This is a genomic window from Kitasatospora sp. NPDC005748, from assembly GCF_040630735.1.
GTDB lineage: Bacteria > Actinomycetota > Actinomycetes > Streptomycetales > Streptomycetaceae > Kitasatospora.
On sequence record NZ_JBEXYD010000008.1, the window covers coordinates 60,539 to 85,745 of the forward strand.

The 25,207-nt window shown below is 72.0% G+C and carries 27 protein-coding genes; 12 read left to right on the top strand and 15 right to left on the bottom strand.

Features of this window, described 5'->3' with window-relative positions:
• Window positions 1-4: 4 nt before the first annotated feature.
• On the bottom strand, window positions 5-895 hold the full coding sequence (locus ABZ495_RS09105) for a helix-turn-helix transcriptional regulator (RefSeq protein WP_359803587.1): 891 nt from the start codon (window positions 893-895) through the stop codon (window positions 5-7).
• Between the two features lie 261 nt (window positions 896-1,156).
• Here ABZ495_RS09105 and ABZ495_RS09110 point away from each other — a divergent pair, with 261 nt between their 5' ends.
• The 5 genes from ABZ495_RS09110 (at window position 1,157) to ABZ495_RS09130 (ending at window position 3,102) form a co-directional block, all read left to right on the top strand.
• On the top strand, window positions 1,157-1,522 hold the full coding sequence (locus tag ABZ495_RS09110; protein WP_359803585.1) for an ATP-binding protein: 366 nt from the start codon (window positions 1,157-1,159) through the stop codon (window positions 1,520-1,522).
• Window positions 1,519-1,782, top strand: coding sequence for a hypothetical protein (locus tag ABZ495_RS09115; RefSeq protein WP_359803584.1), 264 nt, complete (start codon window positions 1,519-1,521; stop codon window positions 1,780-1,782). The genes ABZ495_RS09110 and ABZ495_RS09115 overlap by 4 nt, the downstream gene beginning before the upstream one ends.
• Complete coding sequence (locus tag ABZ495_RS09120) at window positions 1,770-2,009, top strand: hypothetical protein (protein WP_359803582.1); 240 nt, start codon at window positions 1,770-1,772, stop codon at window positions 2,007-2,009. Before ABZ495_RS09115 ends, ABZ495_RS09120 begins: the two co-directional genes overlap by 13 nt.
• Window positions 2,006-2,161, top strand: a complete 156-nt coding sequence (locus ABZ495_RS09125; protein WP_359835065.1) for a hypothetical protein — start codon at window positions 2,006-2,008, stop codon at window positions 2,159-2,161. The genes ABZ495_RS09120 and ABZ495_RS09125 overlap by 4 nt, the downstream gene beginning before the upstream one ends.
• 713 nt (window positions 2,162-2,874) lie before the next feature.
• On the top strand, window positions 2,875-3,102 hold the full coding sequence (locus ABZ495_RS09130) for a hypothetical protein (RefSeq protein ID WP_359803579.1): 228 nt from the start codon (window positions 2,875-2,877) through the stop codon (window positions 3,100-3,102).
• A gap of 260 nt (window positions 3,103-3,362) precedes the next feature.
• Here the strand turns inward: ABZ495_RS09130 and ABZ495_RS09135 are convergent, their stop codons facing one another.
• From ABZ495_RS09135 to ABZ495_RS09145, 3 genes are read right to left on the bottom strand one after another with little or no spacing between them, the layout of a single operon-like run.
• Window positions 3,363-4,454: a hypothetical protein gene (locus ABZ495_RS09135; RefSeq protein ID WP_359803577.1), complete on the bottom strand. Its 1,092-nt coding sequence runs from the start codon at window positions 4,452-4,454 to the stop codon at window positions 3,363-3,365.
• On the bottom strand, window positions 4,451-5,410 hold the full coding sequence (locus ABZ495_RS09140) for an ABC transporter ATP-binding protein (protein ID WP_359803575.1): 960 nt from the start codon (window positions 5,408-5,410) through the stop codon (window positions 4,451-4,453). Before ABZ495_RS09140 ends, ABZ495_RS09135 begins: the two co-directional genes overlap by 4 nt.
• Complete coding sequence (locus ABZ495_RS09145) at window positions 5,407-5,817, bottom strand: GntR family transcriptional regulator (protein ID WP_359803681.1); 411 nt, start codon at window positions 5,815-5,817, stop codon at window positions 5,407-5,409. Before ABZ495_RS09145 ends, ABZ495_RS09140 begins: the two co-directional genes overlap by 4 nt.
• Before the next feature lie 322 nt (window positions 5,818-6,139).
• On the opposite strand from ABZ495_RS09145, the gene ABZ495_RS09150 reads away from it, so the two are divergent.
• Window positions 6,140-6,322 (top strand): PspC domain-containing protein, encoded by a 183-nt coding sequence (locus ABZ495_RS09150; protein WP_329488007.1) that lies wholly within the window; start codon window positions 6,140-6,142, stop codon window positions 6,320-6,322.
• A gap of 146 nt (window positions 6,323-6,468) precedes the next feature.
• Here the strand turns inward: ABZ495_RS09150 and ABZ495_RS09155 are convergent, their stop codons facing one another.
• The 3 genes from ABZ495_RS09155 to ABZ495_RS09165 all read right to left on the bottom strand — a co-directional run bounded on the left by ABZ495_RS09155 (window position 6,469) and on the right by ABZ495_RS09165 (window position 9,202).
• A complete protein-coding gene (locus ABZ495_RS09155; RefSeq protein ID WP_359803573.1) occupies window positions 6,469-6,822 on the bottom strand; it encodes a hypothetical protein in 354 nt (117 codons plus the stop codon).
• A 204-nt stretch (window positions 6,823-7,026) separates the two neighbouring features.
• Window positions 7,027-8,175, bottom strand: coding sequence for an adenosine deaminase (locus ABZ495_RS09160; protein ID WP_329488009.1), 1,149 nt, complete (start codon window positions 8,173-8,175; stop codon window positions 7,027-7,029).
• A 112-nt stretch (window positions 8,176-8,287) separates the two neighbouring features.
• Window positions 8,288-9,202: a LysR family transcriptional regulator gene (locus ABZ495_RS09165; RefSeq protein ID WP_359803679.1), complete on the bottom strand. Its 915-nt coding sequence runs from the start codon at window positions 9,200-9,202 to the stop codon at window positions 8,288-8,290.
• 155 nt (window positions 9,203-9,357) lie between these two features.
• On the opposite strand from ABZ495_RS09165, the gene ABZ495_RS09170 reads away from it, so the two are divergent.
• The 3 genes from ABZ495_RS09170 to ABZ495_RS09180 all read left to right on the top strand — a co-directional run bounded on the left by ABZ495_RS09170 (window position 9,358) and on the right by ABZ495_RS09180 (window position 12,033).
• Complete coding sequence (locus tag ABZ495_RS09170; RefSeq protein ID WP_359803571.1) at window positions 9,358-10,647, top strand: MFS transporter; 1,290 nt, start codon at window positions 9,358-9,360, stop codon at window positions 10,645-10,647.
• A gap of 115 nt (window positions 10,648-10,762) precedes the next feature.
• The gene (locus ABZ495_RS09175; RefSeq protein ID WP_359803569.1) at window positions 10,763-11,437 is read left to right on the top strand and encodes an alpha/beta hydrolase; all 675 of its coding nucleotides are present in this window, start codon (window positions 10,763-10,765) and stop codon (window positions 11,435-11,437) included.
• Between the two features lie 41 nt (window positions 11,438-11,478).
• Complete coding sequence (locus tag ABZ495_RS09180; protein WP_359803567.1) at window positions 11,479-12,033, top strand: Uma2 family endonuclease; 555 nt, start codon at window positions 11,479-11,481, stop codon at window positions 12,031-12,033.
• 27 nt (window positions 12,034-12,060) lie between these two features.
• On the opposite strand, the gene ABZ495_RS09185 is transcribed toward ABZ495_RS09180, so the two are convergent.
• The 7 genes from ABZ495_RS09185 to ABZ495_RS09215 form a co-directional block, all read right to left on the bottom strand.
• A complete protein-coding gene (locus ABZ495_RS09185; RefSeq protein WP_359803565.1) occupies window positions 12,061-13,338 on the bottom strand; it encodes a thymidine phosphorylase in 1,278 nt (425 codons plus the stop codon).
• Between the two features lie 97 nt (window positions 13,339-13,435).
• Window positions 13,436-13,834, bottom strand: a complete 399-nt coding sequence (locus ABZ495_RS09190; RefSeq protein WP_329488014.1) for a cytidine deaminase — start codon at window positions 13,832-13,834, stop codon at window positions 13,436-13,438.
• Entirely contained in the window at window positions 13,831-15,096 is a 1,266-nt protein-coding gene (locus tag ABZ495_RS09195) for an ABC transporter permease (protein ID WP_352291250.1), read from the bottom strand. Before ABZ495_RS09195 ends, ABZ495_RS09190 begins: the two co-directional genes overlap by 4 nt.
• Window positions 15,093-16,247: an ABC transporter permease gene (locus ABZ495_RS09200; protein ID WP_359803563.1), complete on the bottom strand. Its 1,155-nt coding sequence runs from the start codon at window positions 16,245-16,247 to the stop codon at window positions 15,093-15,095. The genes ABZ495_RS09195 and ABZ495_RS09200 overlap by 4 nt, the downstream gene beginning before the upstream one ends.
• A gap of 4 nt (window positions 16,248-16,251) precedes the next feature.
• Window positions 16,252-17,910: an ABC transporter ATP-binding protein gene (locus tag ABZ495_RS09205; protein ID WP_359803677.1), complete on the bottom strand. Its 1,659-nt coding sequence runs from the start codon at window positions 17,908-17,910 to the stop codon at window positions 16,252-16,254.
• 251 nt (window positions 17,911-18,161) lie between these two features.
• The gene (locus tag ABZ495_RS09210) at window positions 18,162-19,214 is read right to left on the bottom strand and encodes a BMP family ABC transporter substrate-binding protein (RefSeq protein WP_329488017.1); all 1,053 of its coding nucleotides are present in this window, start codon (window positions 19,212-19,214) and stop codon (window positions 18,162-18,164) included.
• 309 nt (window positions 19,215-19,523) lie between these two features.
• Window positions 19,524-20,768, bottom strand: coding sequence for an amidohydrolase (locus ABZ495_RS09215; protein ID WP_359803675.1), 1,245 nt, complete (start codon window positions 20,766-20,768; stop codon window positions 19,524-19,526).
• 354 nt (window positions 20,769-21,122) lie between these two features.
• On the opposite strand from ABZ495_RS09215, the gene ABZ495_RS09220 reads away from it, so the two are divergent.
• The 3 genes from ABZ495_RS09220 (at window position 21,123) to ABZ495_RS09230 (ending at window position 24,389) form a co-directional block, all read left to right on the top strand.
• Complete coding sequence (locus ABZ495_RS09220; protein ID WP_359803561.1) at window positions 21,123-21,863, top strand: SDR family oxidoreductase; 741 nt, start codon at window positions 21,123-21,125, stop codon at window positions 21,861-21,863.
• A 78-nt stretch (window positions 21,864-21,941) separates the two neighbouring features.
• Complete coding sequence (locus ABZ495_RS09225) at window positions 21,942-23,591, top strand: alpha/beta hydrolase (protein ID WP_359835067.1); 1,650 nt, start codon at window positions 21,942-21,944, stop codon at window positions 23,589-23,591.
• Between the two features lie 312 nt (window positions 23,592-23,903).
• Window positions 23,904-24,389 (top strand): 2-oxo-4-hydroxy-4-carboxy-5-ureidoimidazoline decarboxylase, encoded by a 486-nt coding sequence (locus ABZ495_RS09230; RefSeq protein WP_329488020.1) that lies wholly within the window; start codon window positions 23,904-23,906, stop codon window positions 24,387-24,389.
• Between the two features lie 13 nt (window positions 24,390-24,402).
• Here the strand turns inward: ABZ495_RS09230 and ABZ495_RS09235 are convergent, their stop codons facing one another.
• A complete protein-coding gene (locus ABZ495_RS09235) occupies window positions 24,403-25,170 on the bottom strand; it encodes a hypothetical protein (protein WP_359803558.1) in 768 nt (255 codons plus the stop codon).
• Between the last annotated feature and the right edge of the window lie 37 nt (window positions 25,171-25,207).

Here is a 25,207-nt window from a genome sequence, read left to right on the forward strand (position 1 = left end):
CCCTTCAGGACTGAAGCAGATAGACGAGATGTTGGATGAGCCCCAGAGAGCTGCGAGCAGGAAGGTTACGCAGGGACTTGCTCGTGTCAACGGCAGGAAGTGCAACGTCACTCAGCTGCTGGAGCTTCCGACGATAGGCCGCGATGTCGGCCTGGTCACCGAGGTGCTCGGCACGCCGGGGAGCGTCCAGAATCACGGTCGATAGATCGGCACAGCCAGGATCGCACAGGAGGAACGAGGCCGAGAGGGGCGCATGCCTCGGAGCCGTGAACGGCAACACCTGGACAGTGACATTGGGAAGTGCCGCCATATCAACAAGGTGGAGCAATTGAGCCATCATGACGTCGTCGCCAGCGAACCGCATGCGCAGTGCAGCCTCGTGAATGACGAACCGGAACTCACGCTGCCTGTCGTCCGACAGAATTCGTTGCCGCTCCGTCCTGAACCGAACCTGCGTCTTGGAATCCCACACAGTCGTCTGGTTCGGACTCTCATAGATCGCTATGGCGTACGCAGGGAGCTGGAAGACTCCTGGGATGTAGAGGCTGTCATAACTGGCCAGTGAGGTTGCCCGGTCCTCTACCTCGGCCAGATCCAGCGCGAGGGTCGGGACCTTCCCCTTGAACTCCGTCCACCAGCCCTTGCCGTCGCTGGCACCCAGCTCGTGCAGGATGGCCATGTAGGTCTCATCCGTGCACCCATAGGTGGACAACAGAGTCGTGAGTCGGGCCGGGTCGAGCCCGGTCCGTGCCGCCTCGATGTGGCTCAGTTGCGGACCGCCCATGCCGATCGTGGCTCCGGCATCCTTCACCGCCAGCCCAGCGGCCTCACGAAGTCTCCTCAGCTCAGCGCCGAACCGCTTCTGCCGCTCGCTGATTTGAGTCCTGAGTGCCAAGGGTCTTCCTTCCGTGTCGGAGCAGTTTCCCCCTTCGAGGGCGCGAGGCGCCACCCACAAGAGTGAGGCTACTCAACTGACGAGCCCATCTTGGCCGATCGTGTTGCACGCGTGGAACTTGTGTTCCTACTCTCAGTGTTGCACCGATCACACGACGGAGCGTCAGTAATGCCCTGTCCGGGCGCCGCAGAGCAGCCGACACAGCCTGGCTCACGGTCTCGCCTTCGTCGCGAACTCCCTCTCCCCTCCCGGAGGTTCTTCGTGCGCGCCCTCACCCCTCCCGACTGGTCCGCCGCCCGGCGCGAACTGCGTGCGGCCCTCGCCTCCTCCGGGTGGCCGCCCGACCCCATCGCCGACGCCGAACTCGCCCTCCACGAGCTCTTCGTCAACGCCTGGCGCCACGCAGGCAGCCAGGCGCCCCTCGTGGTCGTCGTCCTCGCGAACCGCACCCTCCGGGTCTCGGTCGCCGACGACAGCCCCACCCTCCCCGAGCAGCGCACCTCCGCCGACCCCTACGAACTCTCGGGCCGCGGCATCCACTTGGTCCGCTCGCTCACCCACCGCTTCGGCGCCGACGCCCGCAAGGACGGCAAGGTCGTCTGGTTCGAGCTGGACGCCGCCGCATGACCCACCACGCCCCGGTCGCACCGGACGCCCCCCGGACGCGCGACTACACCGAACCCCAGGTCGCCGCGCTGCTCGCCGAACTCCACGAGCGCGGGCGCCCGTTCGGCATCGCCTGGGGCTCGGCCGCCACGAACGGCAGCGCCGACGGCCGCGTCCTCATCGGCTTCGGCAACGCCCCCGTCGCCACCCTCCTCAACCCCCTCGGCCTCCTGCGCGCCGCCGCGAGCGCCGCCGAACGGGGTGACCCGTGGGCGTCCTGATCCCGCTCCTCACCCAGGCGATCCACACCGAGCGCACCACCGTCGCCTACCTCGCCGTGGAGGCCGTCCCCGACGCCGCGCTCCAACTCCGCGTCGCCGTCGACCTCGACGTCAACGCCGGCCCCGGCGAGCACCTCGCCCTCCCGCTCACCCGCGACCAGGCCGACGAACTGCTCCACGCACTCGCCGCCCGTCTCGGCCGCCGCGTCATCGGCGTCCGGCGGTGAGGGCCGGCGGCACCGCCGGCTTCCTCGTCGCCACCGCCTTCGTGCTCCTCCTCGCCCTCGCGCTCCTCACCGTCGTGCTCGGCGTGATCACCGCGCTCAGCGTGAACCGGCGCACCGAGGACGATCCCGAACGCGAGCGCCTGCCCCGCTGACCCACCCGGGCCCGGCGGCTGCCGCCCCAGCCGCCGCGACCTACCGACGCACAGGAAGCCGGCCCGGCCGACGTCCCACTCCATTGCAGAGTTGTCACCTCGTCCGAGCGCGTGTGCTCAACCCCACCGGTCGTCTCGCCATCTTGTACGGCCGGAAGCCGAAAGGGGCGCCCTGGCGGCCCGACAGTCTGGTCCGGATTCTGACCAGCGAAGCCGCAAGGGGCTACCTCATAAGCGGTGGCCGGGCCGTGATCGGCGACGACGGCACGCCTGTCCGTATCGCGCCGCCCCTGGGGGACCGGGCCAGGTACGACGCCCTGGTGGCGAAGTTCGGCCCGAAGCGCAAGGCCCCGAGGAAGAGACCCCGGCGGATTCCCGCTGGGGTCGGCACACCCGCGTGTACGCCGAGCTGTGCGAAAAGCTCGGCGGGTTCGTCCACCACTACCCGGAGCGCCACGATGAGGCGGCTCTGGTCCGGACCGTCGCCCTGATCGAGGAGGCCGGGTACACGCCCGACCACGAACTCTGGACCGGCCCGACCCGCTCCCTGGTGTCCGTGGCCGCGAACTGCTCCCACACTCCGGTGCCCGGTGGTTGCGGGCCGATCAACCCCGGAGGGTGCGCATCGCACTGCAACGGGGGTGGCGGAGGCGGCGGAGGTGGTGACGGCGCCCGCTAGCCTGGGCGCACCGAACTCCGAAAGGGCGGGAAACGTGGACGAGAACGAAGCCCAGCAGATGGCCAACACCCTCCGGCGGTTGGGCGTTCGGGGGATCGTCTCCCCCGAAGACCTCGACAATCCGAACGGCCGCTGGCGGGTGTACGACAGTGCCGATGTCACTACCCGGCGGGACATCACCGACGAAGCACTGACCGTCATTGCGGGTAGGTCCCAACAGGGCGGTCCGGCGCGAGGGTTCGTCGTTCCGCAGTCTCGCTGAGTCACCCATCGAAACGGCCCCGTCCCGGTTCGCCGAGGCGGGGCTACTCCTTCGTCCGATCCTTCACGTAGCTGCCGCGTCGCGCCACGGTGAACGCGTACCCCTCGCGCCTGAGCGTGAACCGGCGCGCCCCGACGCGCAGGAAGTCGGCCCGCCCGACGTCCCGCTCCGCCGCAGAGTCGCCACCTCATCCGGGCAAGCGGAAGGCAGGACCCCCCGGGAGAAGAAGGCCCTGCCCGACAACCGCACCCCACGCCGACTCAGCGCACCCGGCGCACCCACAGCGCGCAGAAGACCAGCAGCGCCGCCGTGGCCAGCAGGCTCAGCCCGGTCTGCGTCCAGTGCATCACCCACTCGTCGGCCGGCGGGTGGTAGAGCGTGTAGAACCGGTCGATGGTGTCGTAGTGGGCCTGGCAGGCCTCGCTGGGGCAGACGGCCGTCCCGTCCGGGAGGGTGCCGATCCAGTCGCCGTCGGAAGGGATCCGCAGGCCGTCCCGGGTCAGGAAACCGTTCTCCACGATGTGCGATTCGAGCGGCGAGGACGTCGTCACCCGTCCGGTCTGGACCACGGACATCGGGCCGACCGCATCGGGCGCAGCCATCCGGACGCTCGCCAGCGCCTCCCGCGCCGGCGTCAGCAGGTACCGCCCGGAGTCCACCGCGAACCGTACGGCGACGGTCAGCACCGCCGTGACCACGATCGAGGCCACCACCCGCCGCACCACCAGTCCGACGGCGGCCCCGAGCGCGACGGAGAGCAGGCAGGACGCGACCAGCGACGGCCCGGAGGCACCGCGGCTCATCCAGCTGAACCAGTGGTACAGGCCGGGGAGGGAGAACCGCCCCTCGACCTGGTGGACGAACCGGGTCGAGACGACCGCGAGCAGGCTCGACCCCACCAGGGTCAGCAGCAGCGGCACGCCCAGCCGGGCCGCCAGCCAGCGCTGCCGCGACACGGACTGCGTCCAGGCCAGCGCGTACGTCCCGGTCTCGAACTCCCGTGCCAGCAAAGGCGCGGCGTAGAAGACGCCGAAGGCGATCGGCAGGATCACCAGCAGCCAGCCGGTGATCATCACGGCGACGCCCCAGTGCGCGTCGAGCGTGATCGCCTGACTGGTCTCGCACTCCGCCGGGAAGTAGACGACGGTGCAGCCCTGGAGATGCCATTCGGCTATCTGGTCGGCGATCCGGCTGTGCAGGTAGACCATCCAGCCGCAGAGCAGCACCAGGACGGAACCGGCGATCAGGAGCGGCGTGCGGTCCTGGCGCAGGCCCAGCCAGGTGGTGCCGCTCAGCAGGCGACGCCCGGACGGGCGGCTCCGCGGCAGGGGGGCGAGGTCGGCGGTGCTCATCGGGCCGCCACCTCCTCGCGACCGGCGGTGTGCGCGCCGACCTCGACCGGGGGCCGGCCCTGCGGGGCGGCGGTACGCAGATAGGCGATCAGAATCTCCTCCAGGTTCGGCCGGCTGACGTCCCAGCGCGGGTCGATCTCTCCGTGGGGCCTGAGCAGCGCGGTCGCCTGGCGGCCGGTGCGGCGCAGCTCGACGAGCTCGTGGCGCGCCAGCTCGGCCGGGGTGCCGTCGGTGCCCTCGGTGGCGCCGACCACCAGGCGGTGGTCGTCCAGCAGGTCGTCGACGTCACCGCTGAGCCGGATCCGCCCGTCGCGCAGCACGGTGACGTGGTCGCAGACGCCGTCCAGCTCGGCGAGGACGTGCGAGGAGATGAGGATGGTCGTCCCGTGCTCCGCCGCCTCGGCCATCAGGATGCCGGTGAGTTCCTGGCGGGCCACCGGGTCGACGTCGGCGAGCGGCTCGTCGAGCATCAGCAGGTCGGGGCGCTTGCCGAGGACGAGCGCGAGGGCGACCCGGGTGCGCTGGCCGGCGGTGAGCGTGCCCACCCTGGCGTTCTGCGGGAGGTCGCCCAGCCGGACGATCCGCTCAGCGATCTCCTGGTCCCAGCCCGGGTTGAGCTCCCGGCCGGCGCGCAGGGTCTCCGCGACGGTGAACCGCGGGTAGAGCGGCTTGTCCTGCCGCAGGTAGGCGGTGCGCCGCAGGGCGGCGGCTCCGCTCGGTCCGGTCCCGAACACCGCGACCGTTCCCTCGGTCGGCGCGAGGAGTCCGGCGGCGAGCGCCATCAGGGTGCTCTTGCCGGCGCCGTTCGGGCCGACGAGCGCGCAGACGCGGCCGGCCGGGAGCCGGAGTTCGCAGTCGCGCAGGGCCCAGCGCCGGCGGTACTTCAGACCGAGGCCGGTCGCCTCCAGGGCGGGGGCGTCCTCGGTCGGTCGGTGCTCTGCTGCGGGGTGGTTCACCCGGACTCCTCGGGGGCCTCGGTGCTGGTGGGGTAGGCGCGGTCGAGGGCGGTGTCGACGAGAGCGGCGATGTCCTCGCGTTCCAGGCCCGCGTCCCGCGCCCGGGCGATCCAGTCGGCGAGGTCGACGCGCAGGGCCGAGTCCTCGACGGTCGGCGGTTTGGCGAGGGACTTCCGGACGAAGGTCCCGACGCCCCTCCTGCTCTCGACCAGGCCTTCGCGTTCGAGCTCGCGGTAGGCCTTGAGCACGGTGTTCGGATTGATCGCCGTCGCCTCCACCACCTCGCGGGCGGTGGGGAGTTGGTCACCGGGTCGGAGCACTCCGAGCCGCAGTGCCCGCTTCGTCTGCTCGATGATCTGCAGATACGGCGAGAGGCCGCCGCGACGGTCGATGAGGTACTCGACGATGACATCCACCTTTCCACTAGTTAACTAGTGGAATAGTGCACCGGAGATGATCGGCCGTCAACTCCGAACCGGACCGTCGCCCCCACGAGCGGCCCTCCGACCCCCTCGCACCGGAAGTCGGCCTGCCCGACTTCCCACTCCTGCGCAGGCGAACCTCCGGGGCACCCCCGAGACAAACCCCGAGGTCGGGTCCTCCTCACCGGGGACAAAGGCCAGGGTCGGGATCGCCGCCGAGGCTGAGGATCCGGGGGCGGAGGCGGCGGAGTATGGAAGTACGCCCTCCGGAGAGCCCGGACCGGGCGCCAGGAACACGGAGACCGCCATGAGCCGCCTCGCCCGCCCCCGCCACAACCGCGTCATCGCCGGCGTCTGCGCCGGGATCGCCGAGCGCTTCGGCCTGACCCCGTGGACCGTCCGGATCATCTTCCTCGCGTCCTGCCTGCTCCCCGGCCCGCAGTTCCTGATCTACCTGGCGCTCTGGCTGCTCCTCCCCCAGGAGCCGTGAGCCCGGCGCCCCCACGCCCCCTTCGCCTCTGGCGCCCAGCACCCACGCACCCACGCACCCACGCACCTGAGTCCGAACGCCGAAACGGGCCGCCCGCACCCCGGGATCACCGGGGTGCGGGCGGCCCGTCGGCCGTGGCGGGAGCGTCAGCCGCCGAGGCCGGGCAGCGGGAGGGCCTGGGTCAGGCCACCGACCGGGGTGCTGCCGAGACCCGGGATGCTCGGCACGCCGGCGCGGGGAGCGGCGTCCGCGGCCGGGGCCATCGCCTGGCCGGCGCTCGGGGTCAGGGTGCCGAGGGTGCCGGCGACCTTGTCACCGCCGGGCAGCTTGCTCGCGGTGTCGGTGACCGCGCCGGTCACGGCGGGGTTGGTCACGGCGCCGGTGGGAAGCCCGAGGCCACCCGCGGCGACCGGGTCGGCGGACGCGCTGCCGGCGCCGACCGCCGCGATGGCGAGCCCGAGCACGGCGGTGCCGGCGGCCTTGAGAGTGGCCTGCTTCATGTTCGTCCCCTTGGATCCTCGTCGGTGGCCGACATTCACGGCGGGGTAGCGGGTTCCGCCACCTCCGCCGGTCGGCGTTGACTGCCACACCGTAGTGATCGGATCGCACGGGGACCAAAGGCCGTTAACCCACACGAGTGGGTAGTCAGATGAACGCCAACACCCAGGGGTGACCAGGGCGTTCACCCGACCGACCGCACCGCCTCAGGAGGTCGCGCTGAACAGCCACTCCGCCTTGAGCTCGGCGTAGCCCGGCTTGATCACGTCGTTGATCATCGCCAGCCGCTCGTCGAACGGCAGGAACGCCGACTTCATCGCGTTCACCGTGAACCACTCCATGTCGCCCAGCGTGTAGCCGAACGCCTCCACCAGGTGCCCGAACTCGCGGCTCATGCTGGTGCCGCTCATCAGCCGGTTGTCGGTGTTGACCGTGACCCGGAACTTCAGCCGGCTGAGCAGCCCGATCGGGTGCTCGGCGTACGACGTGGCGGCCGCCGTCTGCAGGTTGGAGGTCGGGCACATCTCCAGCGGGACGCGCTTGTCGCGCACGTACGCGGCCAGCCGGCCCAGCTCGACGCTGCCGTCCTCGTTCACCGTGATGTCGTCGACGATCCGCACGCCGTGGCCGAGCCGGTCGGCGCCGCAGCACTGCAGGGCCTCCCAGATCGACGGCAGGCCGAAGGCCTCGCCCGCGTGGATGGTGAAGTGGTTGTTCTCGCCCTTGAGGTAGTCGAAGGCGGCCTGGTGGCGGGTGGGGGGGTACCCCGCCTCGGCACCGGCGATGTCGAAGCCGACCACGCCGCGGTCGCGGTGGCGGTTGGCCAGCTCGGCGATCTCCGAGGAGCGGGCCGCGTGCCGCATCGCGGTGATCAGGGTGCCGACGCGGATCCGGTGACCGGCCGCGCGGGCGTTGGCCTCGCCGAGGCGGAAACCCTCGTTGACGGCGTCGACGACCTCGTCGAGGGTGAGGCCGGCCTCCAGGTGCTGCTCGGGGGCGTAGCGGACCTCGGCGTACACGACGCCGTCGGCGGCCAGGTCCTCGGCGCAGTCCGCGGCGACCTTGATCAGGGCCTCGCGGGTCTGCATCACCGCACAGGTGTGCGCGAAGGTCTCCAGGTAGCGGACCAGCGAGCCGGAGTCGGCGGCCTCGCGGAACCACTCGCCGAGTTCCTTCGGGTCGGTGGTGGGGAGGCCCTCGTAGCCGACCGCGGCGGCCAGCTCGACGATGGTCTCGGGCCGCAGCCCGCCGTCGAGGTGGTCGTGCAGGAGCACCTTCGGGGCGCGGGCGATCTGGTCGGGGGTGGGGATCCGGGGGCCGGTGCCCGCGGTGGTGACAGGGGTCTGGTTCTCCATTGCGGGAGTGTAGCTCCTACGCGCGTAGACAGGCCACACCCGCGCGGCCGGTTCGGCCAATGTGCACCGGGAATTCCTCCGAAGGGCCGAGCGCGGCGCGCGGCGCGCCAGCTCAGTCGTGCTGCAGCAACCGCCCCCGGCGGGCCAGCACGAAGTCGCGGAACGCCGCCACCGGCGGGGTCGGCGGCCGACCCGCCGCCCAGGCCAGGCCGATCGCCCGCCGGGTGCGCGGCGCCGTCACCTCCAGCTCGACCGCCCCCGGCCGGGGCACCAGCGCGGGCGGCAGCAGCGCCACCCCGAGCCCGGCCGCGACCAGGCCGCGCAGCGTCTCGGCGTCCTCGCCCTCGAAGGCGAGCCGCGGCACGAACCCGGCCTCGGCGCAGAAGCCGTCGGTGATCGCGCGCAGCCCGTAGCCGCGCTCCAGCCCGACGAACGGGTCCCGGGCCACCTCGGCCAGCCGGATCCGGCGCCGCCCGGCCAGCCGGTGGTCGGCCGGCACCACCAGGTGCAGCCGCTGCTCGTCCAGCGGGCGGGCCACCAGCGCCGGGTCGTCCGGCACCGGCGAGACCAGGCAGAGGTCCAGCTCGCCGGCCAGCAACCGCTCCAGCATCGCGCCGACGTAGTCCTGCACCAGCTGGAACCGCACCTGCGGGTGCGCCGCCCGGAACCCCCGCAGCAGCGCCGGCACCGCGTCCGTCCCCATCGTGTGCAGGAAGCCGAAGACCACCCGCCCGGCCGCCGGGTCCGCCTCCGCCCGGGCCGCCTCCGCACCGCGTTCGACCTCGGCCAGCGCCCGCTCCACCGAGGCCAGCAGCAGCCGTCCGGCCCTGGTCAGCCGGACGGTCCGGCCCTGACGGGCCAGCAGGTCCACGCCCAGCTCGGCCTCCAGCCGGGCCACCGCCCGGGACAGCGTCGGCTGCGGCACGCCCAGCAGCGCGGCCGCCTGCGTCATGTGCTCCAGCCGGGCCACCGCCGCGAACTGCGCCAGCCGGGGCGCGAGTTGGACGGCCGGCAACTCCGGCCCCAGCTCCGCCGGCCGGTGCGGGCGATCGGCCTCGTCCGTGCTCTCCGCCACTCCCGCGCCATCCTCACCGCTTCGAACTGCACTCATACCCCTGCGCATCGATTCTCCCGCATTCATGCATTGGACGCATCAGAGCGGCCGGTCCTAACGTCGACGACATGCAGCCCGCCAGTACCGGGGCGTCCGCGACCGTGCCGGATGCCCTCGCCAAGCCGTCCCCGCTCGCCACCGACGACGCCCGCCACCGCCCCGGGCAGCGCGCCTTCCGCCGCGCCAACCTGGCCCTCTTCGCCGCCGGCATCGCGACGTTCGTCCTCCTCTACTCCACCCAGGGCCTGCTGCCGGTCCTCTCGGCCGACCTCGACCTCACCCCCGGCCAGGCCAGCTGGACGGCCTCCGCCGCCACCCTCGGCCTCGCCCTCGCCCTGCTCCCGGCCAGCGCCCTCTCCGACCGGTACGGACGCACCGCGGTGATGACGGCCTCCGTGCTCGCCGCCTCCGCGCTCGCCCTGGCCCTGCCCTTCGCGCCGGACCTCACCACCCTGGTCGTGCTGCGCGTCCTCCAGGGCGCCGCCCTCGCCGGGCTCCCCGCCACCGCGATGGCGTACCTCGCCGAGGAGATCCACCCCAGCGCACTGGCCTCCGCGATGGGGCTGTACGTGGCGGGCAACAGCATCGGCGGCATGGGCGGGCGGCTGATCTCCGGCTGGACGGCCGCCGGCTTCGGCTGGCGCTGGGGCCTGGCCGCCTCCGCCGCCCTCGCGCTGCTGGCCGCGCTCGCCTTCCGGCTGCTGATCCCGCCCGCCCGCCACTTCACACCCGCCCCGGTGGACGCCCGCGCGCTGGCCCGCACCGTCGGCCGCCACCTGGGCAACCCGCTGCTGGTCCGGCTGTACGCGCTCGGGCTGCTCTTCATGGCGGTGTTCGGCGCGGTCTACAACACCGTCGGCTACCGCCTGATCTCCGCGCCGTTCCACCTGCCGGAGTCGGTGGCGGCCTCGATCTTCGTCGTCTACCTGGTCGGCACCGGCACCTCCGCCGCCGCCGGACGGCTCTCCGGCCGCCTCGGCCGACGCGGCGCGCTGTACGTGGCGATCGGCGTGACCACCGCCGGCCTGCTGCTCTCGCTCGCCGACTCGCTGCTCTGCGCGCTGCTCGGCCTGGTGCTGATCACCGCCGGCTTCTTCGCCGGCCACGCCACCGCGTCCTCCGCCGTCGGCCGCACCGCCACCGAGGGCCGCGCCCAGGCCTCCGCGCTGTACCTGATCGCCTACTACCTGGGCAACAGCCTCGGCGGCACCATCGGCGCCGACGCCTACCACTCCACCGGCTGGCCCGGCGCGGCCGCCGTCGGCCTCACCGCGATGACCCTCGCCGCCGGCGTCACCCTCTACGCCACCCGCCGCGCCCACACCACCCGCCGTGCGGCCGTCCCGGTGGGGCGCTGACGATCGGCTTCTCCCCGACGGATACCTGACACAGGGTGTCGGGTATCCGCCGTAGCTTCCTCTCGTCGCCCAGCCCGTTCGACCGCCGACCGATGGACCAGAGGAAGAAGACGCCATGGCCACCTACGTACTCGTCCCCGGCATGCTGCACGGCGCCTGGTGGTACCGGCCGCTCACCGAGGGGCTCCGCGCCGCCGGGCACGAGGTGTACCCGGTGACGCTGACCGGCGTCTCCGAGCGCGGGCACCTGAACAACGCGGCGGTCGACCTGGACACCCACGTCCAGGACGTGGTCGGACTGCTGGAGGCGGAGCGGCTCACCGACGTGGTGCTGGTCGGGCACAGCTACGGCGGGATGGTCCTCTCCGGGGTCGCCGACCGGGTGCCGGAGCGGGTCGGGGCGCTGGTGTACGCGGACGCCTTCGTCCCCCGCGACGGCGAGTCGGCCTACCGGATCGTCAACGAGGTCTGGAAGCAGCGCTACCTGGCCGGCGCCGCGGCGGGCGGCGGTGTCACCGTGGTCGGATCGAACCCCGCCCTCGACCCGCGCGCCACCGTCCACCCGGTGGCCAGCCTCCTCCAGCCGATCGCCCTCACCGGCGCGGCCGACGCCGTCACCCGCCGGGTCTACATCCACGCCGAGCGCTTCGAGGACAGCCCGCTGCTGGAGACCTTCGACCGCCTGCGCGACGACCCGGCCTGGACCGTGCACACCCTCCCGGTCGGCCACGACCTGATCCACGAGGCCCCCGAGGAGTTCCTGAAGATCGCCCTCACGGCGGCCGGCTGAGCGACGGCGCGGCTGTCGGGGCCCGTCGATACATTCCGAGCATGAGCATCGATCCTGCTGTGTACGCTCGGTTGCGCGAGATCGCCGATCAGCTGCCGCAGATTCCCGGCATAGGGAAGGTCGAGATCGCCGACGGCGAGATCGTCATGACGATGTCGCCGGTGAAACGGCACGAGCTCGCCGTGATCCGCCTGGCCCGGCAACTGAACGCCCAGTTGCCGAACACCCACCCCGGCTACATCGCCCACGGTGGCGCGGATCTGGAGGACATCGGACTGGGACGGCTGCGCAATCCCGACCTGATGGTGTTCCCCGAAGCCGCCCTGGACGACGAGGGACGAGCTCTGCTCCCCCACGAGATCCTGCTGGTGGCGGAGATCGTCTCGAAGTCGAACCCGGAGAACGACTACCACGGCAAGGTCCGCGACTACGCGGCCATGGGCATCCCGCTCTACCTGCTGGTCGACCCCCGCAAGGGCACCGGCATCGTCCACGACGGGCCCGGCTACCCGTCCCGCAGGGAGTTCGCCTTCGGCGACACCGTCACCGTCGGCCCGTGGACGCTGGACACCGGTGTCCTGCGCACGTACGCCTGAGCGGCCGCACGTGCGCAGGACGGCGGGTCACGCGATGCGGTCCAGCACGATCGGGTTCGGGGTGAACGCGGTGCCCGCCGGGGCGACCTCGATGCCGCCGGCCAGCGCCTCGATCGCGTAGTCGTAGCGCTCGGGGGTGTCGGTGTGCAGGGTCAGCAGCGGCTGGCCGGCCACCACGGTGTCGCCGGGCTTGGCGTGCATCTCGACGCCGGCGCCGGCCTGCACCGGGTCCTCCTTGCGGGCCCGGCCGGCGCCCAGGCGCCAGGCGCAGACGCCCACCGCGTACGCGTCCAGCGCGGTGAGCACGCCCGAGGCCGGGGCCGGGATGACGTGCTGCTCGCGGGCGACCGGCAGCGGGGCGTCGACGTCGCCGCCCTGGGCGGAGATCATGCGGCGCCAGTGGTCCATCGCGGAGCCGTCGCGCAGCGCGTCGGCCGGGTCCTTGCCGTGCACGCCGGCCGCGGCGAGCATCTCGCGGGCCAGCGCCAGGGTGAGCTCGACGACGTCGGCCGGGCCGCCGCCGGCCAGTACCTCGACCGACTCGCGGACCTCCAGCGCGTTGCCGGCGGTGAGGCCGAGCGGGGTCGACATGTCGGTCAGCAGCGCGACGGTGTTGACGCCGGCCGCGGTGCCCAGGCCGACCATGGTGCGGGCCAGCTCGCGGGCGTTGTCCAGGTTCTTCATGAAGGCGCCGGAGCCGACCTTCACGTCCAGGACGAGGGCGCCGGTGCCCTCGGCGATCTTCTTGGACATGATCGAGGAGGCGATCAGCGGGATGGCCTCGACGGTGCCGGTGACGTCGCGTAGCGCGTACAGCTTCTTGTCGGCGGGGGCCAGACCGTCACCGGCGGCGCAGATGACGGCGCCGGCGTCGTGCAGCACCTTCATCATCTCGTCGTTGGAGAGCAGGGCGCGCCAGCCGGGGATCGACTCCAGCTTGTCCAGGGTGCCGCCGGTGTGGCCGAGGCCGCGGCCGGAGAGCTGCGGGACGGCGGCGCCGCAGGCGGCGACCAGCGGGGCGAGCGGCAGGGTGATCTTGTCGCCGACGCCACCGGTGGAGTGCTTGTCGCTGGTGGGCTGCGCGAGGGAGGAGAAGTCCATCCGGACGCCGGAGCGGATCATAGCGTCGGTCCAGCGGCTGATCTCGCGCGGGTTCATGCCGTTCAGCAGGATCGCCATGGCGAGGGCGGACATCTGCTCGTCGGCGACGTCGCCGCGGGTGTAGGCGTCGATGACCCAGTCGATCTGAGCGTCGCTCAGCTCTCCGCGGTCGCGCTTGGTCCTGATGACGGAGATGGCGTCCATGGCTGCTCCAAGAGGGGTTCAAAATGCGAAGAGTGTCGCGAGCTGGCCGGATTGCGGCCCCACTCGCGACACTCTACGCGCGTAACAGAAACAAAGACTAGAGCCGCTCCGGCCCGAACGCGTCGGGCAGGACCTCGCTCATCGGCTTCACGCCGGACGGCAGCTCGACCAGCAGATCGGGCCCGCCGTGCTCGTACAGCAGCTGGCGGCAGCGGCCGCACGGCATCAGCAGACCGCCGCTGCCGTCCACACAGGTGAACGCGGTCAGCCGGCCGCCACCGGTGGCGTGCAGCATGGAGACCAGGCCGCACTCGGCGCAGAGCGCGAGTCCGTACGAGGCGTTCTCCACGTTGCAGCCGGTGACCACCCGACCGTCGTCCACCAGCGCGGCCGCGCCGACCGGGAACCTGCTGTACGGGGCGTAGGCGTGGGTCATCGCCTCGCGCGCCGCCGCCCGCAGTGCCTCCCAGTCGACCGCCGCCGCGGGGGCCGTCACTTGCCCTGGCCCTTGCGGTAGATCTGGCCGTCGGCCTTCGGCGGCCGCAGCCGCTGCGAGGCCAGCGAGAGCACCACCAGGGTGATCACGTACGGCGTCGCCACGATCAGCGGACGCTGCACCTCCTCGGTGGTGGCGTACCAGACCGCCAGGCCGCCGGCCACCACGAAGGTGATCAGCGCGGCCGGGATCTTGCGGCGGTACAGGTTCCAGAGGGCCAGCAGGAACATCGCGATGGCGACCACCAGGATCAGCACGTGCACCGACTCCGGGTCACGGAGCTGGAGGCTGTCGGTGAAGCCGAACAGACCGGCGCCCATGGCCAGGCCCCCCGGCATCCAGTTGCCGAAGATCATCGCCGCGAGGCCGATGAAGCCTCGGCCGTTGGTCTGGCCGTCCTTGTAGAAGTGCGCCGCGACCAGCGAGAGGTACGCGCCGCCGAGGCCCGCGAAGGCGCCGGAGGTGATGACCGCGAGGTACTTGTACTTGTAGACGTTGACGCCCAGCGACTCGGCCGCCGTCGGGTTCTCGCCGCAGGAGCGCAGGCGCAGGCCGAACACGGTGCGCCAGAGGGCGAAGTAGCTGACCACGATCAGCGCGCCGGCCAGCAGCACGACCACCGAGATGTTGGTGACCAGACCGCCGAGCACGCCCGCGACGTCGGACACCAGGAACCAGTGGTGGGTCTCGATGTCCTTCAGCCCGGAGGAGAGCCCGGGGATGGTGATGTACGGCAGCGGATCGGCCGGCGGGGACTGGTTCGCCCCGGCGCCGACGGAGATGTAGTCCTTGTAGTAGATCCGGTTGACGTACGCGCAGATGCCGGGGATCAGCAGGTTGACGCCGACACCGGAGACGATGTGGTCGACGCCGAAGGTCACCGTGATGACGGCGTGCAGCAGACCGCCGAGCGCACCGCCGAGCATGCCGGCCACCAGGCCGAACCACGGGTTGACCAGGTAGCCGCCCCAGGCGCCGCAGAAGGTGCCGGCGACCATCATGCCTTCGAGGCCGATGTTGACCACGCCGGCCCGCTCGGACCAGAGGCCGCCCAGACCGGCCATGCCGATCGGCACGGCGGCGCTGAGCGCGGCGGTGACCTGGCCGGAGGAGGTCAGCGAGTGGTTGCCGGTGGCCATGCCCACGGCGGAGAAGAGGACCAGGGCGCCCGCGATCAGCAGCAGCACCACCGGCCAGGACAACTTGCGCTTCTTGGCGGGAGCGCCCGGCGCCTTCGCGCGGGCAGCGGTGGCCGTGCTCATGCGGACACCTCCTTCTTCTCGTTGGCGGCAGCCTGGGCCGCGAGCTCGGCGCCGACCTTCTGCTGCTGGCGCTTGAGGCCGTAGCGGCGCACCAGCTCGTAGGCGACGACGACGCAGATGACGATGGTGCCCTGCATGACCGGGACGATCTCGAACGGGAAGCCGCCCTGGAGGGGCAGCTGCGAGCCGGTGGCGTCCAGGAAGGCGAACAGCAGCGCGGCGAAGGCCATGCCGATCGGGCTGTTGCGGCCGAGCAGGGCGACCGAGATGCCGAGGAAGCCGAGGCCGCCCTGGAAGCTCTGACCGAAGTTGTACGAGTTCTGCAGCAGCTCGGGCATGCCGATCAGGCCGGCCAGCGCACCGGAGACCACCATCGAGGTGACGACCATGCGCTTGACGTTCACGCCGGAGGCGGTCGCGGCGGTCTCGGAGCGGCCGGTGGCGCGCAGGTCGAAGCCGAAGCGGGTGCGGGTCAGGGTGAACTGGAAGGCCACGCCGACCAGGATCGCGATGAAGAGGAAGCCGTAGAGCGGCCCGCCGTCGGTGTTGATCGCGAAGAAGTGGCTGGACTCCGAGACCGGGCTGGTCTGGATGGAGTTGCTGGTCGAGCTCTTCTCCGGCGCGAAGATGCCGGGGACGAGCAGCAGACCGACGATCGCCACCGCGATGGCGTTCAGCATGATGGTCGAGATGACCTCGCTGACGCCGCGGAAGACCTTCAGCAGACCGGCGATGCTCGCGTACAGGCCACCGACCAGCATGGCGGTGATCAGCAGCAGCGGGATCTGGATGAACGACGGCAGGTCGAGCCGGCTGCCGACGAACGCCGCGAACAGCGCCGCCACCTTGTACTGGCCCTCGACACCGATGTTGAAGAGGTTCATCCGGAAGCCGAAGGCGGCGGCCGCGGCGGCCAGGTAGTACGTGGTGGACCGGTTGAGGATGGCCACCTGGCCGTCCGACTTGGTGGCGTACGTGATCATCACGTTCCAGGCGTCGAACGGGTTCTTGCCCGAGGTCGCCAGGAGCACCGAACAGATCGCGACGGAGAGCAGCACGGCGAGCACCGGCGCTGCGAGGGCGAGCACGATCTTCTCGCCGTCGAACCGCTGCGCCAGCTTGCTCTTGGCCGCGGGGTTGGGACTGGTCATGTGGCTACTCCCCCGCCTGCGGGTCGGCGGTGTCGGTGGGGGTGTCGGACGAGGTGGCGTCCTGGGCGGCGGCGTCCTCGGTGGAGCCGGTCCCGGCGGCCTCGGCCTCGGTGCCCTCCGCGGTGACCGCGTGGAACTCCTCGACGGCCTCGGGCTCGGACTCGATGTGGCCGCGGGCGGCACCGGTCATCGCGGTACCCAGGTCCTCGGCGGTGACCGTGGCCGGGTCGGCGTCGGCCACCAGACGGCCGCGGTAGATCACCCGGATGGTGTCGGAGAGGCCGATCAGCTCGTCCAGGTCGGCGGAGATCAGCAGCACCGCGAGACCGGCCCGCTGGGCGGTCCGGATGTGCTCCCAGATCTGCGCCTGCGCGCCGACGTCCACCCCGCGGGTGGGGTGGGCGGCGATCAGCAGCTTGGGGTCGTGGCTCATCTCGCGGCCGATGATCAGCTTCTGCTGGTTGCCGCCGGAGAGCGACGCCGCGGTGACCTCGATGCCGGGGGTGCGGACGTCGTACTCGTCGACGATCCGCTGGGTGTCCTTGCGGGCACCGGCCGGGTCGAGCAGCATGCCCTTGGAGTTCGGGCTCTCGGTGACGTGACCGAGGATCCGGTTCTCCCAGAGCGGGGCCTCCAGCAGCAGGCCGTGGCGGTGGCGGTCCTCGGGGATGTAGCCGATGCCGGCCTCGCGGCGGCTGCGGGTGAGCGAGCCGGAGAGGTCCTTGCCGTCCAGTGTGACGGCGCCGCCGTCCAGCGGCAGCATGCCCATGATGGCCTCGACCAGCTCGGCCTGGCCGTTGCCCTCGACACCGGCGATGCCGAGGATCTCGCCCTTGTGGATCCGCAGCGAGATGTCGTCGAGCACCACGCGCTCGATGCCCTCGGCGTCGGTCTTGGCGATCCGCAGGTCCCGGACGTCGAGCATCTCGGTGGTGGTGACGGTCGACTCGCGGCTCCCCGGGGAGGGCAGCTCGGCACCGACCATCAGCTCGGCCAGCTGGCGCGCGGTGACGTTCGCCGGGTCGGCGTCGCCGACCGTGGTGCCGCGCCGGATGACGCTGATCGCGTCCGCCACCGACAGCACCTCGTGCAGCTTGTGCGAGATGAAGATGACGGTGACGCCCTCGGCCTTGAGCTCGCGCAGGTTGCCGAAGAGCGCCTCGACCTCCTGCGGGACGAGCACCGCGGTGGGCTCGTCGAGGATCAGGATCTTGGCGCCGCGGTAGAGCACCTTGAGGATCTCGACCCGCTGGCGGTCGGCCACGCCGAGGTCCTCGACCAGCGCGTCCGGGCGCACGCCCAGGCCGTACTGGTCGGAGATCTCCTTGATCTTCGCCTTCGCCTTGGCCCCGATGCCGTGGAGCTTCTCGCCGCCGAGGACGACGTTCTCCCAGACGGTGAGGTTGTCGGCGAGCATGAAGTGCTGGTGCACCATGCCGATGCCGCGCGAGATGGCGTCACCCGGGGTGTTGAACTCGCACTGCTCGCCGTTGATCGCGATGGTGCCCTCGTCCGGCTTCTGCATGCCGTAGAGGATCTTCATCAGCGTCGACTTGCCGGCGCCGTTCTCACCCATGAGGGCGTGCACGGTGCCGGTGCGGACGGTGAGGTTGATGTCGTGGTTGGCCACGACGCCGGGGAAGCGCTTGGTGATGCCGCGCAGTTCGACGGCCGGTGTCGCCGTCCCCGCGCTGGGGGTACCGCCCTTGCTGAGGGCGGGGTCGGATGCGGTGATGGCGATCTCCTGGTGGTCTGGAGGCGCGTCGTTGCGCTGGAGGGCCAAGAAAAAACGGTGGGGTACGGGACGGGGCCCGGGGGTACGCACTGAGCGCACCCTTCCGGGCCCCTCCCTGATGCTGCGTCAATCATTGCGCTGCCGGGCAGGCGGCAGCGGCAGCGACGTCCGGGCGCGCCTTACGGAGCGGTCGGGACGGTGGTGGCGCCGCTCTTGATGGCGGTGGCGGCGTCGTTGAGCTTGCCCTGGATGTCGTCGATCTTGCCGCCGGTGGTGGCGAGCGAGACGCCGTCGGCCTTCAGGTCGAAGTTCTTCACGCCGGTGAAGGGGGAGCCCTTCTTGGCGGAGTCGATGTAGGCGAAGACGGCCTTGTCGACGTTCTTCACCATCGAGGTGAGGATGCTGGCCTTGTACTTCGCCAGGGCGGGCTGGGCGGCCTGGTCGGAGTCGACGCCGATCGCCAGCTTGCCGGCGTTGGCGACGGCCTCGATGGCACCGTTGCCGGAGGAGCCGGCGGCGGTGTAGATGACGTCCGCGCCCTTGTCCAGCTGACCCTGCGCGGCCTCCTTGCCCTTGTCGGGCGAGTTGAAGCCGGAGAAGTCCGGGGGGGTGGTCAGGTAGGTGGTCTCGACCGCCATGCTCGGGTCGACGGACTTCACGCCCGCCTTGTAACCGGCCTCGAACTTCTTGATCAGCTCGGACTGCACACCGCCGATGAAGCCGACGTGCTTGGTCTTCGTCTTGAGGGCGGCGGCCACACCGGCCAGGTACGAACCCTCCTGCTCCGAGAACGTCAGCGAGGTGACGTTGCTCGGCTGGGTGTCGGACGCCGAGTCGATGATCGCGAACTTGGTGTTCGGGTTGTCCTTGGCGACCTTCTCGACGGCGCCCTGGTACACGAAGCCGACCGCGATGATCGGGTTGTAGCCGGCGGTGACCAGGTTCTTGAGCCGGGTCTCCTTGTCGGCCTCGGCCTCACCGGTCTTGGCGTCGGCCTCGGTGACGGCGACGCCCAGGTCGGCCTTGGCCTTGTCGAGACCGCGGGCGGCGGAGTCGTTGAACGACTGGTCGCCACGACCACCGATGTCGTAGGCCATACCGACCTTCAGGCCGCCCTCGGACGAGCCGGAGGAAGCGGTGGTGTCGTTGCTCTTTGCGCCGCAAGCGGCGAGCGAGGCGATGCCCAGGGAACCCGAGAGCACAACCGCAGCGAGCTTAGTAGAACGGCGCAAGGGAGTATCTCCTTCTCACACGCACCCGTTTAGCGTGGTCGGACGCCACCGTAACGCGCGTAGAACACGGTTGGGTCACAGGTCGCCGGAGCATTCGGGTTGTTATCAAACCGTGGTCTGACAGTCTTCCCGGGGCCCCTTTCCCGTACGCGGAGGGTGATCGGAACTGGCGCTGCCCAGTGTACGTAACCGGACAAAAAGCCAGGAAGCAGATAACTCGGGCGTTGCTCGATCGAGGCCCGGCCCGGTGAACCGACGACGGGCCCGGTCCGTTGCGGACCGGGCCCGGGACGCCCACCGGGGAGCGGACTACGCCCCCTCGGTCTCCAGTGCCAGCGCCGCGAACAGCTCCACGCCGATCCCGATCGCCCGCTCGTCCGCGTCGAAACGGCCCTGGTGAAGGTCACGGACCGTGCTGTCGCCGGGAGTGCGGACGCCGAGCCGGGCCAGCGCGCCCGGGGCGTGCTCCAGGTACCAGGAGAAGTCCTCGCCGCCGAGGCTCTGCTCGGTGTCCTCCACCACCTGCTCGGCGGCCGCCGTGGCGCGCCCCTCGTCCCGGTGCCCGAAACGGGCCGTCATCGCGGCCTCCAGCAGGCCCACCGAGACGGCCTCGTTGACCACCGGCGGCACCCCGCGGTGGTAGTCGAGCGTCCACTTCGCCCGGTAGGTCTCGGCCAGCTTGGCGATCAGCTCGTGCAGCAGGTCCGGCGCCTCGCGCCAGCCCTCCAGCTCCAGGCAGCGGACGGTGCCCTCCAGCTCGGCGTGCTGCGGGATGACGTTGGGGGCCGAGCCCGAGGCGATCCGGCCCCAGACCAGGCTGACGCCCCAGCGCGGGTCCATCCGGCGGGACAGCGCGGCCGGCAGGTCGGCGGCCATCCGGGCGATCGCGGTCACCAGGTCGGTGGTCAGGTGCGGGCGGGCGGTGTGGCCGCCGGGGCCGTCCAGGTGCAGCACCAGGCGGTCGCAGGCCGAGGTGATCGCCCCGGTGCGCAGCGCGATCCGGCCGGCCTCCACCTTCGGGTCGCAGTGCACCGCGAAGATCCGGCCGACGCGGTCCATCCCGCCGGCGGCGATCACGTCCAGCGCGCCGCCGGGCATCAGCTCCTCGGCGGGCTGGAAGATCAGCCGGACCGGGCGGCGCAGCTCGCCGGACCGGGCCGCCTCGGCGAGCACCAGGGCGGTGCCCAGCACGACGGAGGTGTGCACGTCGTGGCCGCAGGCGTGGGCCCGGCCGGCGACGGTCGACCGGTACGGCACGTCCGTCTTGGCGTCGTCGATGGGCAGCGCGTCGATGTCGGCGCGGAAGGCCAGGAACTCGGCGCCGCGCGGGGCGCCCTCCGGGACGATGTCGACGATCATCCCGGTGCCGCCGGGCAGCACCCGGGGGGCCAGACCGGCGGCCGTCAGCCGGTCGCGCAGCAGGGCGGTGGTGCGGAACTCCTGGCGGCCCAGCTCCGGGTGGCGGTGCAGATCGCGGCGGAACGCGATCAGCTCCGACTCCAGCGCCGCGACACGGTCGCGCAGGGCGGCGACGGGGCGGGCAGCGGTGGGCATGACGGCCGGCTGGGCGGACTCAGGACGGTTCATCTCAACAAGGGTAGGCCTGTTGGGGGGATTTGGCCCGACTTCCCGAAAAGAAGTCCCCGTATGGGCGCATAGGGGCTGAGCAGGTGGGTATGACATCTCGTTTCAGTCGCCTTCCCCGGGTTGCGTGCCCTGTGCAACGACGACCCGCACCGGCGGTCACGGGGCCACTCCGACGGGGGATTGACGCCGTTCGGGACGGCTGGAGGACCCACCGGGGTGGACGTCCCCCACCGCGGCGCGAGCCCGGTCGGCGTCATTGAGATGATCGGACGAGCGACCGACGTACTTCCCCCGACCGACGCGTTCCTCCAGGGAGTGGCAATGACCGAGCACAAGGTGGCCGTGGTCACCGGAGCCAGCAGTGGAATCGGCGCGGCGACCGCCCGCCGGCTCGCGGCCGAGGGCTTCGAGGTGGTGCTGACCGCCCGCCGCACCGAGCGGATCGAGGAGCTCGCCAAGGAGCTCGGCGGCCGCGCCCACACCCTGGACGTCACCGACCGGGCGGCCGTGGACGCCTTCGCGGCCGAGGTCGGCCGGGTGGACGTCCTGGTCAACAACGCCGGCGGGGCGATCGGCGCGGAGCCGGTCGAGACCGCCGACCCGGCCGACTGGCTGGCGATGTACCAGGTGAACGTGCTCGGCGTGCTGCACATGACCCAGGCCCTGCTGCCCGCGCTGCGGGCGAGCGGCGACGGCACCGTGCTGGTGCTCTCCTCCACCGCGGCGCTGGCCGCGTACGAGGGCGGCGGCGGCTACGTGGCGGCCAAGCACGCGGCCCACACCATCGCGGCCACCCTGCGGCTGGAGCTGTGCGGGGAGCCGATCCGGGTGATCGAGATCGCCCCCGGCATGGTCAAGTCCGAGGGCTTCGCCGTCACCCGCTTCCGGGGCGACGAGGAGAAGGCCGCGGCCGTGTACGCGGGCGTCGCCGAGCCGCTGACCGCGGACGACGTCGCGGACACCGTCGCCTGGGCGGTGACCCGGCCCCCGCACGTCAACATCGACCTGCTGGTCGTCCGCCCACGCGCCCAGGCCGCCAACCACAAGGTGCACCGGGTCTGACGTCCGGGCGGCGCGGGCGGGCGGTCCGACGCCGGGGCCATGATCCACGCGGTCCCCCGGCAGTGATACATACGTGCGATGAGATCTCTTCGGGCCGCCCGCCCGCGCTTTCTGCTGACCGCTTTCGCGGCCGGCACCCTGCTTCTCGGCTCCGCCTGCAACGACAGCACCAAGCCCGCCCAGGACGGGGCCGCCGCGGCCCCGTCGGCCGCCCAGGCCACCCCGACGGCCGCCCCGACGCCGACCGCCAAGCCCACCGGCGCCGACGACCCCGCGCTCAAGCCGTTCTACGGCCAGCAGATCGCCTGGGCCGCCTGCCCGGCCGACCCGCAGGCCGCCCGGGCCAAGATCGACATATCCGCGATGCTCTGCGGCCGGCTGCACGTCCCGCTCGACTACACCGCCCCCGCCGCCGACGCCCTCGACCTCGCGCTGATCAAGCTGCCCGCCGCCCGGCCGGACCAGCGGCTCGGCTCGCTCATGGTCAACCCGGGCGGCCCGGGCGCCTCCGGCGTCGAGATGGTCAAGTACGGCGCCACGGAGTACGACGGCACCCTGCACGACCGCTTCGACGTGGTCGGCTTCGACCCGCGCGGCACCGGCGAGAGCTCCCCGGTGGTCTGCTACGACGACAAGCAGCACGACGAGGTCAACCAGCGTGACACCCCGCTGGAGCCGGCCGCCCGCACCGCAGACCGGGTCGGGAACGCCACCGACCACGCCGCCGCCTGCCAGGCGAAGTCCGGCCGGCTGCTGCCCTTCGTCGGCACCCGCAACACCGCCCGCGACCTGGACGTGCTGCGCGCCGCCGTCGGCGACCGGAAGCTCAACTACCTCGGCATCTCCTACGGCACCTACCTCGGCGCGCTCTACGCCGAGGAGTTCCCGCAGAACACCGGCCGGCTGGTCCTGGACGGCGCCGTCGACCCCGCCCAGGACCGGCTGGACCACGGCGTCGACCAGCAGATCGGCTTCGAGAAGTCCTTCGAGCGCTTCGCCGCCGACTGCGTGAAGAACCACGCGGCCGAGTGCCCGCTCGGCAAGGACCCGGCCAGGGCCGCCCAGAAGGCCGCCGACTTCCTGGACGGCCTGTACGGCCACCCGATGACCGCCTCCGACGGCCGGAAGGTCGGCCGCGACCTCGCCTGGACGGGCGTCATCAGCGCGCTCTACGGCGACGAGAAGACGTCCTGGACGTACCTGCGCAACGCGCTCGGCTGGGCCATGGTCGGCCACAAGGTGGACCCGCTGCTCGCCTCCGCCGACGGCTACGACGGCCGCGACGAGAAGGGCCACTTCAGCCCGATGGAGGAGGCGAACCGCGCGATCAGCTGCGCCGACGCCGCCCCGCCGGCGCCCACCGCGGAGCGCGCCCAGCAGGCGGTGGCCAGGCTCCTGGCCGAGGCCCCGCTGGTCTCCAAGGGCGTCACGGTGGAGGACTACAGCGAGGCCGGCTGCGCCCGCTGGCCGTTCCGGACGACGGAGCGGCCGCACGCCGTCCGCGCCGAGGGCAGCGCGCCGATCCTGGTGGTCGGCACCACCGGCGACCCGGCCACCCCGTACGCCTCCGCCGAGGCGCTCGCCAAGGGCTTCGCCGACGCCACCCTGCTGACCCGGGTCGGCGAGGGGCACGGCGCCTTCGGCAAGGGCAACGGCTGCGTCGACGCCGCCCTGACCGCGTACCTCGTCGAGGGGACGATGCCGGCGCCGGGGACGCGCTGCTCCTGAGTGGAGCCGGCGGCCGAAAGGCCTGGACGATTAGCAGATGTGAACGGGGAGGGCGCTGACACCGAGGTGTCAACGTCACAACTTGATAGCTCGATCGGATGAATTCCGCGTGCGCTCTCCCCAACTGATGACTGCTCAACTACCGTTGAGCCGCTGCCCGGCGGGTCTCGAACACCGCCCCGCGGCCTCATACTTCACCTGCTTCACCACCCCCTTTCACCGGCACCTTCCCGCCCTCACGAGGAGGACCCGCTGGCCAGCGACATCCCGTCACCGCGGCTCGATCCCAGCTCCGAGCCGACCCTCCTCGGGTTGCACCGCTTCAACGAGGCCGACGCCGGCGCGGCCGAGGAGGCCCTCCTGGCCTGCTGCGGCAGCCACCGCTGGGCCCTGCGGCTCACCGCCCACCGGCCCTACCCCGACATAGAGTCCCTGCTGGCCGCGGCCAGCGAGGCCTCCTACGACCTGCGACCGGCCGACCTGGCCGAGGCGCTGGCGGACGAGAGCTGGATGCCGCAGCCGCTCCTGGGCATGCGCGCACCCGGCAGCCAGGCGGCGCACACCGCCCTTCGCGCCGCCCACGCCGCGTACGAGGCCCGGTTCGGGCACGTCTTCGTGGTCTGCCTGGAAGGGGTGGCCCCCGAGGAGATGCTCGACACCGTGCTCAGCTCGATCCGCACCCGGCTGGCGCACGACCCGGACGAGGAACGGCTGATCGCCTCGGACGAGCTCCGCCGGATCGCCCTGACCCGGTTGGAGCACCTGGTCGCCACCCACTCCGAGGCCGGAGCCCGCTGAGCCGGGCCCGCCCTCACCCGTGCGCCTGCGCGGCGCGGAGCTTCGCCACCTGCTGCCGGACGATCCGCTCGTCCGGCACGGGGGCGGGCTCCGCGCCGACGCCGACGGTGGTGAGCACCGCCAGCACCGGTCCGACCCGGGCCACCACGGCACGCTGGGCGAGCACCACGCTGCCCGACTCACTCGTCAGGGTGAACCCGGTCACCGCGTCGGCTCCCCCGGGCGTGGGCGTGTCGTCCCGGATCAACCGGTGCCTGGTCCGCACCGGCTTGCGGCTCTTCTCCGCCGGCGGCGGCGGCGCGCTGGAGACGAACGAGGCGCACGGGCCGAACAGCTTCTCCAGCTCCGACTGCAGCAGCGCCGCCCGCCCGGTCCGGTAGCCGAGCAGTCCTCCGTACACGCCCCCCTGGGGATCGGCCGCCCGCGCCACGCTCAGATCGGTCTCCGCGTACGGATCCCCCGGGCCCGGCGAGGCGGTGGCGCCGCCCGCCGCCACCGCCGGGGTCACCGCGTCCAGCAGCGGCTGGCAGACGGGCAGGTCGGAGACCTCCCGGCCGCCGCCCGAGCCGGTCTCGCCGTGACCGGGCGTCATCACCGTCACCGTGTACCCGGCCCCCAGGTCGCCGTCGGCCACCGCGGCCGCCCGCAACTCGGCGGCGGACAGCTCGCGGGCCGGCGCGGCCCGGTCGGCGGAGCCGCCGACCGTGGTGCAGCCCGCGGCGAGCAGCAGGGCGCAGACCGCGACGGCGGGGGACGGGCGGCGGGGCGGGCTGAGCGGCACGGGGGCCTCGGCAGAGTGTCGGCGACGGAAGCGGCGG

Excerpts from the sequence above, each read along its gene's own strand:
- ABZ495_RS09195 (WP_352291250.1), bottom strand. The coding sequence starts at position 15,096 with ATGAGCACGGCCACCGCTGCCCGCGCGAAGGCGCCGGGCGCTCCCGCC.
- ABZ495_RS09215 (WP_359803675.1), bottom strand. The coding sequence starts at position 20,768 with ATGCCCACCGCTGCCCGCCCCGTCGCCGCCCTGCGCGACCGTGTCGCG.
- ABZ495_RS09155 (WP_359803573.1), bottom strand. The coding sequence starts at position 6,822 with ATGAAGCAGGCCACTCTCAAGGCCGCCGGCACCGCCGTGCTCGGGCTC.
- ABZ495_RS09185 (WP_359803565.1), bottom strand. The coding sequence starts at position 13,338 with ATGGACGCCATCTCCGTCATCAGGACCAAGCGCGACCGCGGAGAGCTG.
- ABZ495_RS09115 (WP_359803584.1), top strand. The coding sequence starts at position 1,519 with ATGACCCACCACGCCCCGGTCGCACCGGACGCCCCCCGGACGCGCGAC.
- ABZ495_RS09170 (WP_359803571.1), top strand. The coding sequence starts at position 9,358 with ATGCAGCCCGCCAGTACCGGGGCGTCCGCGACCGTGCCGGATGCCCTC.
- ABZ495_RS09200 (WP_359803563.1), bottom strand. The coding sequence starts at position 16,247 with ATGACCAGTCCCAACCCCGCGGCCAAGAGCAAGCTGGCGCAGCGGTTC.
- ABZ495_RS09220 (WP_359803561.1), top strand. The coding sequence starts at position 21,123 with ATGACCGAGCACAAGGTGGCCGTGGTCACCGGAGCCAGCAGTGGAATC.
- ABZ495_RS09160 (WP_329488009.1), bottom strand. The coding sequence starts at position 8,175 with ATGGAGAACCAGACCCCTGTCACCACCGCGGGCACCGGCCCCCGGATC.
- ABZ495_RS09150 (WP_329488007.1), top strand. The coding sequence starts at position 6,140 with ATGAGCCGCCTCGCCCGCCCCCGCCACAACCGCGTCATCGCCGGCGTC.
- ABZ495_RS09180 (WP_359803567.1), top strand. The coding sequence starts at position 11,479 with ATGAGCATCGATCCTGCTGTGTACGCTCGGTTGCGCGAGATCGCCGAT.
- ABZ495_RS09135 (WP_359803577.1), bottom strand. The coding sequence starts at position 4,454 with ATGAGCACCGCCGACCTCGCCCCCCTGCCGCGGAGCCGCCCGTCCGGG.
- ABZ495_RS09175 (WP_359803569.1), top strand. The coding sequence starts at position 10,763 with ATGGCCACCTACGTACTCGTCCCCGGCATGCTGCACGGCGCCTGGTGG.
- ABZ495_RS09225 (WP_359835067.1), top strand. The coding sequence starts at position 21,942 with ATGAGATCTCTTCGGGCCGCCCGCCCGCGCTTTCTGCTGACCGCTTTC.